The sequence below is a fragment of the Arthrobacter oryzae genome, assembly GCF_030812315.1.
In the GTDB taxonomy this organism is placed as follows: Bacteria; Actinomycetota; Actinomycetes; order Actinomycetales; family Micrococcaceae; genus Arthrobacter; species Arthrobacter oryzae_B.
Map to the genome: position 1 here is coordinate 339886 of NZ_JAUSSM010000001.1, position 15203 is coordinate 355088.

The following is a 15203-nucleotide window of genomic DNA, read 5'->3' on the forward strand; positions in this document are numbered from 1 at the left end:
ACAGGCTGTCGTTATCTTTTGCGGGCGAATTTAGGGACAATCGGAGTCATGACTTCAAGCGCTGCAACCTCTGACGGCACGGTATCCACCGCCCCGTTCTCCGCTGCCACCCTGGACCCAGGGCACCCGCTGATGGACGGCCGCACGGCTGATTCGCCGCTCATCACGGCCTACCGCGGCGGCAAGCCGTCCCGCCGTCCCGTCTGGTTCATGCGCCAGGCCGGCCGCTCCCTGCCCGAGTACCTGAAGGTGCGCGAAGGTGTGGCGATGCTGGACTCGTGCCTGCGTCCAGAACTGGCCTCCGAGATCACGCTGCAGCCCGTTCGCCGTCATGACGTTGACGCCGCCATCTTCTTCTCGGACATCGTCATTCCGCTGAAGCTCGCCGGCGTGGGTGTTGACATCGTTCCGGGCGTGGGCCCGGTCCTGGACAAGCCCGTCCGCACCGCCGAGGATGTCGCGGCGCTGCCGCAGCTGACCTGGGAAGCGCTGGAGCCCATCCGGGAAGCCGTCCGGCTCACCGTGGCCCAGCTTGGCAAGACACCCCTGATCGGTTTCGCCGGAGCGCCGTTCACCCTGGCCGCGTACATGGTTGAAGGCAAGCCCTCCCGGGACCACCTCGGCCCCCGCACCATGATGCACGCCGACCCCGAAACCTGGACCGCCCTGGCGAACTGGGCCGCAGACGCATCCGGCATGTTCCTGCAGGCCCAGCTCGAAGCCGGCGCCTCCGCAGGACAGCTGTTCGATTCCTGGGCGGGCTCGCTGGGGCTGGCCGATTACGAACGCTTCGTGGCCCCCGCCTCAGCCCGTGCCCTGGACCACGTCCGCCACCTGGGCGCGCCGCTGATCCACTTCGGTACCGGCACCTCTGAGCTCCTGGTGGCAATGCGCGACGTGGGCGTTGATGTGGTGGGTGTTGACTACCGGCTTCCCCTGGAGGAAGCCAACCGCCGGCTGGGCGGCACCGTCCCACTGCAGGGCAACATCGACCCCGCGCTGCTGTCCGCCCCATGGGCCGTTCTTGAAGCCCACGTCCGGGAGGTCATCAGGGCAGGGTCCGCTGCGCCCGGCCACGTCCTGAACCTTGGCCACGGCGTGCCGCCGGAAACCGACCCCGACGTGCTGACGCGCGTCGTCGAGCTCATTCACTCGATTTCCCCGGAGTAATACGGTGAGCGCAGCCACGCCGGCGTCCGCTGAAGCGGCCGTGGTGGTGGGCGGCGGCATCTCCGGGCTGCTCGCGGCGCTGGAGCTTGCCAAGGCCGGCCGGGACGTCACAGTCCTGGAGGCAGGCGACAGCTGGGGCGGCTGCGTGGGCAGCCACATGGTGGGCGGCCTGACACTGGACAGCGGGGCGGAGTCCTTCGCAACCCGCTCAAGCGCCGTCGCGGACCTGGCGGCCGAACTCGGCCTCGCCGGCAACATTGTGGCGCCCCACCCGGGCGGAGCGTGGGTGCAGCTCCCTGAAGGCGCCCGGGAACTCCCCAAGACCGGTGTCCTGGGCATACCCGCCAACCCGTGGGACCCCGAAGTGCGCAGGACCCTTGGGCTCGCGGGTTCCCTCCGTGCGTCCCTGGACAGGCTCCTGCCCGCGTCTGCGGGGACCCGTGCAGCAGTCACCAGTGTTTCCGACCTGGTCCGCGCACGGATGGGCCGCCGTGTCCTGGAACGCCTCGTGGCACCGGTGGTGGGAGGCGTGCATTCCGCCGATCCTGCGCTGCTCGACGTGGACATGGTGGCGCCCGGGCTCCGCGCCGGAATCCGGACCCACGGCTCCCTCGCCGCGGCTGTGGCCGCGCAGCGGCGGGGCAGTGCATCCCGGCAGGATGACGTCACCGGGCAGGATAACGCGGCCGCTACCAGCCAGCCGGCAGCTGCACCCGCAGCGCCGCCTGCGAAGGCGGGGTCCGCCGTCGCCGGCCTCCGGGGTGGCATGCACACGCTGATCACCGCCCTCGTGGCCGAACTGCGACGGTGCGGCGTGAGGCTGCTAAGCAGCACACGGGCCGACGTGGTGGCCAGGACAGCCAACGGGTGGCGGGTCTCGGCGGGGGAGCGGACATATGACGCCAGCCTGCTGGTGGTGGCTCTTGACGGCCCGTCCGCGGTCGGGCTGGTGCAGGAGGCCGTGCCGGATTTGGCCGCGCACCGGCCGGGTGCCGGTCCGGATGTAAAGCTTGTGACACTTGTTGTGGACCTTCCCGAACTGGACCGCAGGCCGCGCGGCACGGGCATCCTGGTGGCTCCGCAGACCCCCGGTATCCAGGCCAAGGCACTGACCCACGCCACCGCCAAATGGGACTGGCTGGCGGCTGCTGCGGGGCCTGGCACCCATGTTGTCCGGCTGTCGTACGGCCGCGGCGGGGACACCCGGGCCGGTAAGCCGCGCGCGGGCGGGGCCGATTCCGGACTGCCGGGCGGCACCGGAGCAGATGCCGGTGACCAGGGGCTTCTTGACGCGGCCTTACGGGATGCGTCGGCCCTCCTGACCGTACCTGTCACGTCGAATGACGTGCTCGACTGGGACGTCGTCAGCTGGGGCGGGGCGCTTCCGTTCGCCGCCGTGGGGCACCGCCAGCGGGTGGCTGACGTCCGCCGGGTCTGCGCCGCCGAAGGAAACCTGGTGATGGTGGGCGGCTGGCTGGCGGGAAACGGCCTGGCCGCCGTCGTGGCCGACACGAAAAGGCAGCTGGCGGACCTCATCCGATAGCCCGCGAGTACCGCGTGCAGGGCTTCTTCGCAAGTTTCTAATGACGCGCATTTCTGGCTAGGGTCGATGACTATGGTCAATCAGAAGTCCGAAGAAACTCGAACGCTGACTGGTTTCCATGGGGGTCTTCGGCGCGGCACGGCAGCAGCGGCGCTCGGAGCGGTACTAGTCCTATCCGCAGGTGTTCCTGCATCCAACGCTGTGTCCCTCGTTCCGGCTCCGGACACCACAACAGACGGCGCAGAAGCCGCCACGACCACGTCCCTGGAGGCGGGTGTTCCCTTGCTGGACGCCGTGGCGTCGGTGGTCCTGGGACCGAAGCCTGAGCCTTCCGGCTCGCCCGCACCCGGCACCGGCAAGCCGACGCGGCCCGGATACCGCACGCAGCCCACCCCGTCCCCCTCTCCGACGACCGAGCCGGCATGGCCGTCACCGTCACCCACCACCCCGACGTCACCTGCGCCGTCGCCGTCCGAAGGCACGTTGCCGCCGTCGGAGACTCCCGCACCGTCCCCCACTGGCGGTGCGGCAGCTCCGTCCACCGGTCCCACGCAGACGCCGGGCACGCCCGCCACCGGAGCGGCTCCTGCCGGCACGCCCACGGCCCCTTCTCCAGCGCTTCCCGGAACTGCTGCCCCGGCCGCCCCCGGAACAGGAACAATTGCTCCCGGAACTGCCGCCGACGCCCCGGTGACGGGCGGCGCGTCACAGTTGCCGGCCGGCAGCCGGGCCCCCGGCCCCGCATCGGCGGCTCCGGGGTCCGCCTGGAAGACCACCAACATGTTCGGTCCTGCCAACATGGCGACCCTGACGTCGGGAGGCCTCATCCCGCTGTCCGGCCCCGGCTACGGGGTGTCGAGCGCGCCGGTCATGCGCTCTGCCGTGAGCGTCTCGCCGATGGGCGACATGTCGCCACAGGTCTGGTGGGGCGGCGGGCTCGTGGCACTGGCCTGCGCCGCGGGGATCGCCTACGTCCGGATGCGGCGAATCTGAGGCTGTTGCCCGCCGAGCACCGGGCAGGCGTTGCGTGGATTCGGTCGTAATGTGAAATTAAGCACTTCTACGCGTTGTAGAAGTACTCGGTTTCGACTTAGCTGCAATGAAGGGGCAGACTGGTAGCTATGAGCCACACTTCTGCCGAATCTGTCACTAAAACCGAAGAATCAGCCGAGCAGTTCTTCACCCTCTGGACCGTGTTCAAGCGCTCCGCCGACATCCTCCGCGGCGCCGATGCTGCCGAGGAGTTTGACGAGCTGACGGCCCGCCTGGCAGGGGCCGGGGTGGTCCTCCGGGGAAGCTACGACGTCTCGGCCATGCGTGCGGATGCGGACATCATGGTGTGGCTCCACGGTCCCAAGCCGGAGGCCCTGCAGCAGGCGGTCCGCGACATCCGCCGCAGCAAGCTCTTTGCCGGCACGGAGATCGTCTGGTCAGCCATGGGTGTGCACCGCGAAGCGGAATTCGCGAAAAACCACACGCCCGCTTTCTCCCGCGGCGTGGAACCCGCAGAATGGCTCTGCGTCTACCCCTTCGTCCGCTCCTACGAGTGGTACCTTCTGCCGGACGCCGAGCGCGGCGCCATGCTTCGCGACCACGGCATGCTGGGCCGGGAGTTCCCGCAGGTCATCTCGAACACGGTGTCCTCGTTCGCCCTGGGCGACTGGGAGTGGATCCTGGGCCTGGAGGCCCCCGAGCTGGTAGACCTCGTGGACCTGATGCGCCACCTGCGCGCCACCGAGGCCCGCCACCACGTCCGTGAGGAAATTCCGTTCTACACCGGCCGCCGGGTCACCGCTGCCGAGATCTCCGAGGTCCTTGCATGAGTACGCTTGAATCCCAGGCGTCGGTCACGTCCGTCAATCCCGTCACCGAAGCCGGCCGGATGGCGCCGAAGGAGTACGACGCCGTCCTCCTCGCCTCTTTCGGCGGCCCCGAAGGCCAGGACGACGTCATCCCGTTCCTCCGCAACGTGACCCGCGGACGCGGAATTCCGGACGAGCGGCTCGAAGAGGTCTCGCACCACTACCGCGCCAACGGCGGCATCAGCCCCATCAACCAACAGAACCGCGACCTCAAAGCAGGAATCGAAGCTGAACTCTCAGCCCGCGGCATCGACCTACCCGTGTTCTGGGGCAACCGCAACTGGGACCCGTTTATCCCGCAGACCCTCCAGGACGTGTACGACGCCGGCCACCGCAAAGTGCTGATGGTCACCACGAGCGCCTACTCCTGCTACTCCAGCTGCCGCCAGTACCGCGAAGACATCGGCATGGCACTGACCGAAACCGGCTTGGACGGGAAGCTGGAAGTGGACAAGGTCCGCCAGTACTTCGACCACCCGGGATTCGTGGAGCCCTTCGTGGAAGGGACCGCCGCAGGGCTTGCCGGCGTCCGCGCCCAGCTTGCCGCAGCCGGCACGCCGGACGCGCCGGTCCACATCCTGTTCGCCACACACTCCATTCCCACCCGTGACGCCGAAGCCGCCGGACGCTCGGAGGGTGAGCCTCGCCAGTTCGCTGAAGATTCGGCCTATGTTGCCCAGCACCTGGCAACCGGCGCCGAGGTCATCCGCCGGGTCGGCGAGGAATCCGGCCTGACCGCGCCGTGGTCGCTCGTCTATCAGTCCCGCTCCGGTGCCCCGCACGTGCCGTGGCTCGAACCGGACATCAACGACGCCATCGAGGAACTCGCCGGCCAGGGCGTCAAGGGAATTGTGATCGTTCCCCTGGGCTTCGTCAGCGACCACATGGAGGTTGTCTGGGACCTGGACACCGAAGCGTTGGAGACCTGCCGGAACCTCGGCCTCGCCGCAACCCGGGTCCCGACGCCCGGCACGCACACCAAGTTCGTGGGCGGCATTGTGGACCTGATCTGTGAACGCACCGCAGCGAACAACATCTCCGGCCGGCCCCACATGACCGATCTGGGCCCCTGGTACGACGTCTGCCGTCCCGGCTGCTGCTCCAACTTCCGGGGCGAGAAGCCCACCATCGCGGGAGCCGACACCACCGTGGGCACCGGCCACGACGGGTACCCCTCGGAATCGCAGGCCGGCCCGGCCACGCCGGCGGCCGGACAGGAAGCACCGTGACCGTCCGCATCGGAACGCGTGCCAGCAAGCTGGCGCTCACCCAGACCCAACAGACAGCTGACCAACTGGCCGCCATTGGCGGTTTCCCCGTGGAACTGGTCCACATCAGGACCGACGGCGACGTCCTGACAGGCTCGCTGTCTCAGATGGGCGGCACAGGCGTGTTCGTAGCGGCGCTGCGCGATGCCCTCCTGCGTGACCAGTGCGACGTCGCCGTGCACTCGCTGAAGGACCTGCCCACCGGGGCCGCTCCCGGACTGACCCTGGCTGCGACGCCGAAGCGCGTTGATGTCCGGGACGTGCTCTGCGCGCGCGACGGATTAAAGCTGGCAGACCTCCCGCAGGGCGCCCGGGTGGGAACCGGCTCACCCCGCCGCGCGGCGCAGCTTCGGGCTGCCCGCCCGGACCTGGACATCGTGGATATCCGCGGCAACGTGGACACCCGCCTGGGCCGCGTCCCCGGCCTGCCCGGCAACGCCACCGACGCAGTGGTGGCAGGTAAATCCTGCGACCTCGACGCCGTCGTTCTGGCGGCAGCCGGCCTGGAACGCATCAGCCGGCTGGACGCCATCAGCGAATACCTCGAAACTGACGTCATGCTTCCCGCCGCCGGCCAGGGTTCGCTCGCCATCGAGTGCCGCACCGCAGACGCACCCCGGAAGCCCGGATCCACCGAGGGCTCCCAGGGGCCGCTGGCCCAGGCCCTCGCGGCCCTGGACGATACGGATACGCGCCTGGCGGTAACAGCAGAGCGCGCCCTGCTGGCGCGGCTCGAGGCCGGCTGCGCCGCCCCCGTGGGAGCCTACGCCTTCCGCAAGGGAAGCATGCTCTACCTGGAGGCCGTGGTCTGCGCCGTTGACGGTAAAGCCTCGATCCGTGACAAGCGGGCCACGGACGGCCTCACCGAGGTGGGTGCCACGCTTCTGGGCATTGAGCTGGCCGAGGTGCTGCTGGCGGCCGGAGCCGCCGACATCGCGGACCTGGCCGCGTCCTGAACCGGCGGACCCCGGCACATGATGGGACGGCGCAGCGCCCGCCACACGGAGGGCCAGCCAGGCCTGCGGGTGCTCGAGGGCGCCCGCGTCCTCGTCACGCGGAGCCCGGAGCGGGCCGCGTCCCTTGTCGCTGCCCTGCGGGAAACCGGCGCCGAACCGCTCCTGCTTCCGCTCATCGACTTCGAACGTGCCCGGGACCTGCATTCGTTGGAAGTCGCGTTTGACGCCCTGGGCGCAGGCGCGTACAGCTGGCTCGTCATTAGCAGCGTCACCACCGTCCAGGCGCTGGAAGAACTTGCAGGGGAACGGGGCGCTACCCTGAGCCAGTGGCTGCCCGGAACTGTCCAGGTCGCCACCATCGGGCCTGCCACCCGCCGTGAACTCGAGTCACGGGGAATCACTGTTGACCTGGCCCCGGCCCGGCTCCAGTCCGGCGGAGGCCTCCTCGACATCTGGCCGCAGGGCCAAGGCAGCGTGTTCCTGCCGCAGGCGGACATCGCGGACGGCAGGCTGGCCGAAGGGCTGGAGTCCCTGGGGGCAAGTGTCCAGGCCGTTACCGCGTACCACACCGTGGACTATCCGGCGGATCCGGCCCGCAGCTTCACCCCCGACGGCGGTGCGGGCCGGCAGCCCCGCTCGGCGGTCCTCACCGCGTCCGACGCCAAAGCCGAGCTTGCCGCCGGGCGGCTCCACGCCGTCGTCGCCGCTTCACCCAGCGCTGCCCGCCGCATCCACGCCGGCCTCTGGCCGCTGGGCGACTGCCGGTTCGTGGCGATCGGGCGTTCCACGGCCGCGGAGGCGGAGCGGCTGGGACTGCCGGTTGCCGCCGTCGCCGAGCAACCCACCACGTCCGGCCTGGTATCCGCCCTCATCGAGGCGCTGGTTCCAGGACATTCCGCATCACCCACGCCCGCCTCCGAGAACCACGCGAAGGATAGAACATGAGCTTCCCGACCCACCGCCCCCGCCGGCTTCGCACCACCCCGGCCATGCGCCGGATGACGGCTGAACACCGGCTGGCGGCTCCGGAGCTGATCCTCCCCGCCTTCATCCGCGAGGGGCTCACGGAACCCAACCCGATTGCCTCCATGCCCGGCGTGGTGCAGCACACCACCGATTCCCTCAAGCGGGCAGCGGCCGAGGCCGTGGAGCTGGGCGTCGGCGGCATCATGCTCTTCGGCATTCCGGCCGAGCGCGATGCGCGCGGCACCGCGTCCCTGGACCCGGATGGCGTGCTCAACAAGGCCATCCGCGACGTCCGTGCCGAGGTGGGCGATGAACTCGTGGTCATGAGCGACGTTTGCCTGGACGAATTCACCGACCACGGCCACTGCGGCGTCCTCGACGCCGACGGCTATGTGGACAACGACGCGACGCTGGAAATCTACGCCGCTATGGCCGTGGCGCAGGCGGACGCGGGCGCGCACATGCTTGGACCGTCCGGCATGATGGACGGCCAGATCGGCGTGATCCGGCAGGCGCTGGAAGGCGCCGGGCACACGAACACGGCCGTGGTGGCCTACGCCGCCAAATACGCATCGGCGTTCTACGGCCCGTTCCGGGAAGCCGTGGATTCCCAGCTCAAGGGCGACCGCCGCACCTACCAGATGGACGCCGCCAACCGCCGCGAAGCCATCCTCGAGGTGGAACTGGACCTGGCCGAAGGCGCGGACCTGGTCATGGTCAAGCCCGCCATGAGCTACCTCGACATCCTCGCCGACGTCGCGGCGATGAGTACGGTTCCCGTTGCCGCCTACCAGATCTCGGGGGAGTACTCCATGATCGAAGCGGCTGCCGCCAACGGCTGGATCGACCGCCGCGCCGCCATCACCGAGTCGGTCCTGGGCATCAAGCGCGCCGGCGCCAACATGGTCCTGACCTACTGGGCGTCCGAGCTGGCCGGCTGGCTGAAGGAGTCCTGATGAGCGACGCTCCTGCTCCGGAGACCGACGGTTCCGCAGCCCCAGCGGCGGCCCCCACCACACTGGACGCCAGCCCGACTGCGCCCATCGGGCCCGGGAAGATCCTGCTTGGCCTGAACACCTTCGGCGACGTGGGCGTGTACCCCGACGGGCACCCGGTGCCGCATGCGCAGGTGCTGCGGCAGCTGCTGGAGCAGGCGGAACTGGCGGACGACGTCGGACTCCACGCCTTTGGTGTGGGGGAGCACCACCGGCGGGACTTCGCCGTCTCGGCGCCCGAGGTGTTCCTGGCCGCCGCGGCGGCCAGGACCAAGCACATCAGGCTCGGCTCCGCAGTGACCGTGCTCAGCTCCGATGACCCCGTGCGCGTCTTCCAGCGCTTCTCCACCGTCGATGCCCTCTCCGACGGCCGGGCCGAAGTCATGCTGGGGCGCGGCTCCTTCATTGAATCCTTCCCGCTGTTCGGCTTGGACCTGGCGGACTACGAGGTCCTGTTCGAGGAAAAACTGGATCTCTTCGACAAGGTCCGTACCCAGAACCCGGTCCATTGGGAGGGCAGGACCCGGCCGCCCCTCAGCGGTCTCAGCGTCTATCCGCCGCTGGAGCACCACCTGCTGCCGGCCTGGATCGGGGTGGGCGGCACGCCGGAATCCGTGCTGCGGTGCGCCGAGTACGGCTACCCGATCATCTTCGCCATCATCGGCGGCCAGCCCCGCTCCTTTGCGCCCCTAGTCAACCTGTACCGCGAGGCGATGGCGAAGTACGGCCATCCGATGCAGCAGATCGCCACCCATTCGCCGGGCCACATCGCCGACACGGACGAGGCCGCCCGCGAGGAGCTCTTCCCGCACTGGCTGGCGCAGCGCAACCGGATTGGAGCCGAGCGCGGCTGGGGTCCGGCCAGCAGGGCGGAGTTCGATGCCATGTGCGGGCCGGAAGGTGCGCTGTATGTGGGGTCGCCCGAGACCGTGGCACAGAAGATCGTCCTGCTGAAACGCAATCTGGGTGTTGACCGCTTCGACCTGAAATACGGCAACGGCACGCTCCCGCACGCCGCCATGATGCGCTGCATCGAACTGTTCGGCACCGTGGTGGCACCCCGGGTGGCCGAGCTCCTGTCCGGGCACGCGCCCGCAAACTGAAAGAATAAGAACCATGACTTCCAGCTCTCCTCGTAACGAGGAACTCTTCGACCGTGCACGCCAGCTCATGCCGGGCGGCGTCAACTCACCCGTCCGGGCCTTCGGATCCGTGGGCGGGACCCCGCGGTTCATGGTGTCCGCCAAAGGCCCGTACCTGACAGATGCCGACGGCGCCGAATACGTGGATCTCGTGTGCTCCTGGGGTCCCGCGCTGCTGGGCCACGCCCATCCCGCCGTCCTCGAAGCAGTCCACGCCGCAGTGGACCGCGGACTCTCCTTCGGCGCTTCGACGCCGGACGAGGCAAACCTGGCCGCGATCGTCAAGGAACGGGTGCCTGCCGCCGAACGCGTCCGGATGGTGTCCACGGGCACCGAAGCCACCATGACCGCCATCCGGCTGGCCCGCGGCTTCACCGGACGCGACCTGGTCATCAAGTTTGCCGGCTGCTACCACGGCCACCTCGACGGACTCCTGGCCGCGGCCGGGTCCGGCGTGGCCACCCTGGCACTGCCCGGTTCCGCCGGGGTCACCGCGGCCACCGCCGCCGAGACGCTGGTGCTGCCCTACAACGACCTCGCCGCCGTGGAGGCCGCGTTCGCCGCACACGGGAGCAACATCGCCGCCGTCATCACGGAGGCGGCACCGGCCAACATGGGTGTGGTCACGCCCGGCGAAGGCTTCAACGCCGGTCTCTCGCGGATCACCCGCGAACACGGTGCCCTGCTGATCGTGGACGAAGTCCTCACGGGCTTCCGTACCGGCTACTCGGGCTACTGGGGCCTCACCGGCGGCGCCGCAGATGCCGCCGAGCCGTGGAGCCCGGACCTGCTGACGTTCGGCAAAGTGATCGGCGGGGGCATGCCGACGGCGGCCCTCGGCGGCAGGGCCGACATCATGGACTACTTGGCACCGCTGGGCCCTGTCTACCAGGCAGGTACCCTGTCCGGGAACCCGGTGGCCATGGCTGCCGGCGTCGCCACGCTGACCCACGCCACTCCCGAGGTGTACTCGTTCATCGACGCACGCTCCCTGGAGCTCTCCGCTGCGCTGTCCTCGGCGCTGGACGCCGCCGGAGTGGACCACTCCATCCAGCGGGCAGGGAACCTGTTCTCGGTGGCCTTCGGCACCTCGGCCCGCGGCGTCCGCAACTATGAGGACGCCCAGGGCCAGGAAGTGTTCCGCTACGCGCCGTTCTTCCACTCCATGCTGGACTCCGGCGTCTACCTGCCGCCGTCGGTCTTTGAGGCCTGGTTCCTTTCGGCGGCACACGACGACGCCGCCATGAACCGGATCTTCGACGCGCTCCCGGCCGCAGCCCGGGCTGCGGCATCGGCAGCCGTGCCCGCCGTCTAAACGGCCTTTAACAGAAATCCCCGCCTCCCGGACGAATCCCCGCCAAAAGCGAAGGGGAAATGTCCGGGAGACGGGGATTTTCTGCTAGTGCTGAGTGCCGGAGGCTCAGAAAGCCACGGTCACGTCACCGTTGGGCCATTCCTTTTCGATGAAGGCCTTGACCTCGGGGGAGTGCAGGAGTTCGTCGAGCTTCTTGATCCGGACGTCATCCTTGGAATCCTCGCGCCAGGCCAGGAAGTTCGCGTAGGGGTTGTTCTCAACGGACTCAACTGCGAGGGCGTCCTTGGTGCTCAGGCCGGCCTTGAGGATGAAGTTGCCGTTGATCAGGGCCAGGTCTACGGAGGGATCCTTGAGGTCATTGATCAGCAGTTCGGGCTGGTTTTCGGAGAACTTGAGCTTCTTGGGGTTCTGCTCGTCGGTGAGGGTCAGCACGGAGGAGTCGTCCTTGATGTCCTCCACGAGCCCGGCGACCTCGAGGACTTTAAGCGCCCGGACCTGGTTGGACGGGTCGTTCGTGATGGCAACCTTTGCGCCGTCCTGGATGTCCTGGATGTCCTTGACCTTCTCGGAGAACGCGGCGTACGGCTCGATGTGGACGCCTTCGCCGTGGCCGAACTTGTAGCCCTTGGTCTTCACCTGGTCTTCGTACCAGGGCAGGTGCTGGTAGTAGTTGGTGTCCAGCGAGCCGTCACTCAGTGCGGTGTTCGGCGTCTGGTAGTCCTCGATCTCCTTGATGTCCAGCTTCAGGCCGGCCTTGGGGGCGAGGTCCTGATTGATGAACTCCAGGATTTTCGCCTGCGGGACCGGGCTGGCGCCGACGGACAGGGTGACAGGGTTGGCCGGGTCAAGGGTCTTGACGTCGGTGCTGGGGCTGGACGAACCGCCGCAGGCCGTCAGCGCCAGCGCGGTGACAATACCGGTGGCCAGAAGGGAGAGTGATTTACGCATCTGATGCGTTCCTTTCGAATTGCTGGGAGTTCGACGGCGGGCTTGCGCCCGGCGCCGTCTCCGGCATAGATGCAGCCGGCGGCTACCTGCTGCGGTGAAGATTGCCGTGGGCCGTTCAACGACGGCTCAGCGGTGGAGGGTGGCTTAGCGGTGGTCCAGGTTCCGGGAGATCCATTCGCCCACCAGTTGGATGACCTGTACAAGGACGATGATCAGGATGATGGTGACGATCATGACCGTGACATCGAATCGCTGGAAGCCGTAGTTATACGCCAGCTTGCCGAGTCCGCCGCCGCCTACCAGGCCTGCCATGGCTGAGTAGCCGACCAGCGTGACCACGGTTGTGGTGGTGGCTGCAACGAGGGCGGGAAGCGACTCGCGCAGCATCACCTTGTTGATGACCTGCATCTTGGTGGAACCCATGACCTGGGCGGCATCGATCTTGCCGTGATGGACGTCCCGAAGACAGGTTTCCACCAGGCGGGCAAAGAAGGGGATGGTGCCGATGGACAGCGAAACCGACGCCGCAATCGGGCCGAGGCTTGTACCGGTGAGCAGGCGGGCCAGCGGGATCAGCGCCACCATCAGGATTGCGAACGGGATGGACCGGGTGATGTTGACGATGACGTCGCTCATGATCCGGTTGGTGACGGGCATCGGACGGAGGCCGCCCGGAGCCGTTACGTGCAGGAAGACGCCCAGGGGCAGGCCCACCAGCACCGTAAAGAAGGCCGAGATTCCGACCATCTGCAGGGTTTCAACGATTGCTTCGGGCAGGGCCTTGGCCAGGACGGGGTTGCTGAAGATGTCGTTCACGAGTTCCTTCCCGTCACGTCGTTCAATTCAGCAGCATCGCCGGCTGCTGTTTTGGTCTCGGCCAGCTTCGCGCCAATTCCCCGCTGATGGAGGTAGGCGAGGACGGCGTCGTAGTCGGCATTCTCGGCGAGCTGCACGCGAAGGTGCCCGAACTGCTGGCCACCCAGCGTCTCGACACTGCCTGCCAGGACGTTGAGGTCGATGTCGAAATGCCGTGCAACGCCGGTGAGGACGGGCTCCTTGGCGTTGTCGCCGGCGAACAGGATCTCCAGGACCGGTCCGCCTTGGAGTGCGCCCTTCAGTGGCTCGGATGCCGGCAGCGGCAGGAGTGCCTTGGCCAGTTTGCTCTCAAGGTCGCCAGCCACGTCCTGCAGCGCCCCGTGCTCGATGATGCGGCCCTTGGACAGCAGGGACACGGAGTCGCAGACCCGTTTCACGACGTTCATTTCGTGCGTAATGATGAGCACGGTGAGCTGCAACCGCCTGGTGAGGTCCTGAATGAGGTCGAGGATCTCGTCCGTGGTTGCCGGGTCCAGGGCAGAAGTGGGTTCGTCGCACAGCAGGACGTCGGGGTCCGCGGCTAGGGCGCGGGCGATGCCTACGCGCTGGCGCTGGCCACCGGAAAGCTGGGAAGGGTAGGCGTTTTCGAACCCTTCGAGGCCCACGAGGGACAGCAGTTCCGCGACCCTGGACCGGATCTTGTCCTTGGGCGTCTTGACGAGCTCCAAGGGGTGCGCCACATTGCCCGCGGCAGTGCGGGAGTCCATGAGGTTGGCATGCTGGAAAACCATGCCGATGCGGCGTCGTGCCGCACGGATTTCGGAGTCCCTGACGGAACTCAGTTCGGTGCCGTCAATGCTGACTGACCCGGCTGTCGGACGATCCAGCAGCGTGAGGCAACGCACCAGGGTCGACTTTCCGGCGCCGGAATGGCCAATGATTCCGTGAATGGAACCTTTGGGAACGGACAGGGTGACGCCGTCGAGGGCCACCACTTCCTTTTTCCCCTGGCGGTAGACCTTTCGAAGGTCGGTAACTGTGATCATTTATCCTCAGGAGGTTGGCCTCGGGCAGGGCATAGCACAAGCACGCTTTTGAACTTAATTATGTCAGCGAAGCCCCGGGAGAGTCACTTCCGCATAAAATTCGGTTCTATGCCCGAGAAGCTGCAGAATGTTGCAGCTGAACCATGCCTGGGGGTTTGCTGGTGCGGCGTCAAAGCGACATGGAAAATCGCCCTAATGAGCTTTGAGGTGCTGCCGGCCTTCTGGACTGTGTGATCCTCATCCCAGAGTGAGGCGGCTTGGCGCCCCGGCTGAAGCCCTGCTCCGGGCCGGGCGGCTAGAAGTCGCCCCGGCTGGCGTCTTCAGGCGGGAGGACCGGCCATTCGCCTTCGATCACGGCGGCGGGCTTGGTCTTGCGGAGGTAGGTCTGGAAGTCCGCGGCCTGGGTTGCTGCCCAGCCGACCTGCAGCTGGTGCAGCTGGCTCGCAGGCATCCGGAGCTTGGGAAACTTTCCGGCCATGGCGTCCAGCATCCGGAGCGTTGCGAGGGCGTCAGCTGCGGAGGTGTGGGCGTTGTCAAGGCTGACGTTGTACTCCTCGCAAAGTGCGGTCAGGGTCCTCTTGCCCTTGCGGTACCGGTCCACCTGCTTGTTCATGATGTACGGATCCAGAACCGGGAAGCGGTTCAGCTGCGGAATGCCGTACCGGGCGGACTCGGCAGCCAGCACCGTGAAGTCATAGCTGGCGTTGAAAGCGATCACGGGAACCCCGTCGTCGAACAGGCCCTGCAGCACCGCAGCCAGCTCGCGGGTGACCTCCGCGGCCGGACGGCCCTCCTGCCTTGCCTTTTCGGTGGTCACGCCATGGACTTCGCTGGCCTCCGCAGGGATCTCGACTCCCGGATCCGCCAGCCACTCGTGCTCCTTGACGACACTGCCCCCGGCATCCACCACAGTGACAGACGCGGTGACGATCCGGGCGGCCCGCGAGTTGCGGCCGGTGGTTTCCAGATCGAAAGCTGCCCGGGGCCGCTTGTCCCAGGTGGTGGTGGTGTTGTTCGTGCTGATGGTGTCCGAGGTGCTGGTGATCGTAGTGGTGCTGGTGATCGAGGTGCTCATGCTTCAAAACTACCTGCTGCCACAGACAGTTTTGTGCCATGCCGCTGGCGTGGCGCCGCTGCCACGGGGACCGCCGGTCCAGCGGGCCGCGCGGCCCCGGG

Annotated in this window: 14 protein-coding genes; 10 read left to right on the forward strand and 4 right to left on the reverse strand. The window is 67.8% G+C overall.

The features are described 5' to 3' along the window. Window positions 1-48 precede the first annotated feature (48 nt). From hemE to hemL, 10 genes are all read left to right on the forward strand, one after another. Window positions 49-1170 (forward strand): uroporphyrinogen decarboxylase, encoded by a 1122-nt coding sequence (hemE, locus tag J2S97_RS01665; RefSeq protein ID WP_307045944.1) that lies wholly within the window; start codon window positions 49-51, stop codon window positions 1168-1170. A gap of 4 nt (window positions 1171-1174) precedes the next feature. Continuing rightward, complete coding sequence (locus J2S97_RS01670; protein WP_307045946.1) at window positions 1175-2713, forward strand: protoporphyrinogen/coproporphyrinogen oxidase; 1539 nt, start codon at window positions 1175-1177, stop codon at window positions 2711-2713. A 72-nt stretch (window positions 2714-2785) separates the two neighbouring features. Then, window positions 2786-3706, forward strand: a complete 921-nt coding sequence (locus J2S97_RS01675; protein WP_307045948.1) for a hypothetical protein — start codon at window positions 2786-2788, stop codon at window positions 3704-3706. A gap of 128 nt (window positions 3707-3834) precedes the next feature. Continuing rightward, the gene (gene hemQ / locus J2S97_RS01680; RefSeq protein ID WP_307045950.1) at window positions 3835-4536 is read left to right on the forward strand and encodes a hydrogen peroxide-dependent heme synthase; all 702 of its coding nucleotides are present in this window, start codon (window positions 3835-3837) and stop codon (window positions 4534-4536) included. Then, window positions 4533-5804 (forward strand): ferrochelatase, encoded by a 1272-nt coding sequence (locus tag J2S97_RS01685; RefSeq protein WP_307045953.1) that lies wholly within the window; start codon window positions 4533-4535, stop codon window positions 5802-5804. Before hemQ ends, J2S97_RS01685 begins: the two co-directional genes overlap by 4 nt. Further along, window positions 5801-6799, forward strand: a complete 999-nt coding sequence (hemC, locus tag J2S97_RS01690) for a hydroxymethylbilane synthase (protein WP_307045954.1) — start codon at window positions 5801-5803, stop codon at window positions 6797-6799. The genes J2S97_RS01685 and hemC overlap by 4 nt, the downstream gene beginning before the upstream one ends. A gap of 18 nt (window positions 6800-6817) precedes the next feature. Next, entirely contained in the window at window positions 6818-7744 is a 927-nt protein-coding gene (locus tag J2S97_RS01695; RefSeq protein ID WP_307045956.1) for a uroporphyrinogen-III synthase, read from the forward strand. Then, window positions 7741-8721: a porphobilinogen synthase gene (gene hemB, locus J2S97_RS01700; protein ID WP_307045958.1), complete on the forward strand. Its 981-nt coding sequence runs from the start codon at window positions 7741-7743 to the stop codon at window positions 8719-8721. The genes J2S97_RS01695 and hemB overlap by 4 nt, the downstream gene beginning before the upstream one ends. After that, complete coding sequence (locus tag J2S97_RS01705; protein ID WP_307045960.1) at window positions 8721-9863, forward strand: LLM class flavin-dependent oxidoreductase; 1143 nt, start codon at window positions 8721-8723, stop codon at window positions 9861-9863. The genes hemB and J2S97_RS01705 overlap by 1 nt, the downstream gene beginning before the upstream one ends. Before the next feature lie 13 nt (window positions 9864-9876). Beyond that, entirely contained in the window at window positions 9877-11217 is a 1341-nt protein-coding gene (gene hemL, locus J2S97_RS01710) for a glutamate-1-semialdehyde 2,1-aminomutase (RefSeq protein ID WP_307045962.1), read from the forward strand. A gap of 105 nt (window positions 11218-11322) precedes the next feature. Here hemL and J2S97_RS01715 read toward each other — a convergent pair whose 3' ends face one another. The 4 genes from J2S97_RS01715 to J2S97_RS01730 all read right to left on the reverse strand — a co-directional run bounded on the left by J2S97_RS01715 (window position 11323) and on the right by J2S97_RS01730 (window position 15102). Further along, entirely contained in the window at window positions 11323-12165 is an 843-nt protein-coding gene (locus J2S97_RS01715; RefSeq protein WP_307045963.1) for a MetQ/NlpA family ABC transporter substrate-binding protein, read from the reverse strand. A gap of 144 nt (window positions 12166-12309) precedes the next feature. After that, the gene (locus J2S97_RS01720; RefSeq protein WP_307045965.1) at window positions 12310-12981 is read right to left on the reverse strand and encodes a methionine ABC transporter permease; all 672 of its coding nucleotides are present in this window, start codon (window positions 12979-12981) and stop codon (window positions 12310-12312) included. Next, a complete protein-coding gene (locus J2S97_RS01725; protein ID WP_307045967.1) occupies window positions 12978-14027 on the reverse strand; it encodes a methionine ABC transporter ATP-binding protein in 1050 nt (349 codons plus the stop codon). Before J2S97_RS01725 ends, J2S97_RS01720 begins: the two co-directional genes overlap by 4 nt. Window positions 14028-14322: 295 nt before the next feature. After that, the gene (locus J2S97_RS01730; RefSeq protein ID WP_307045969.1) at window positions 14323-15102 is read right to left on the reverse strand and encodes a 3'-5' exonuclease; all 780 of its coding nucleotides are present in this window, start codon (window positions 15100-15102) and stop codon (window positions 14323-14325) included. Window positions 15103-15203 lie beyond the last annotated feature (101 nt).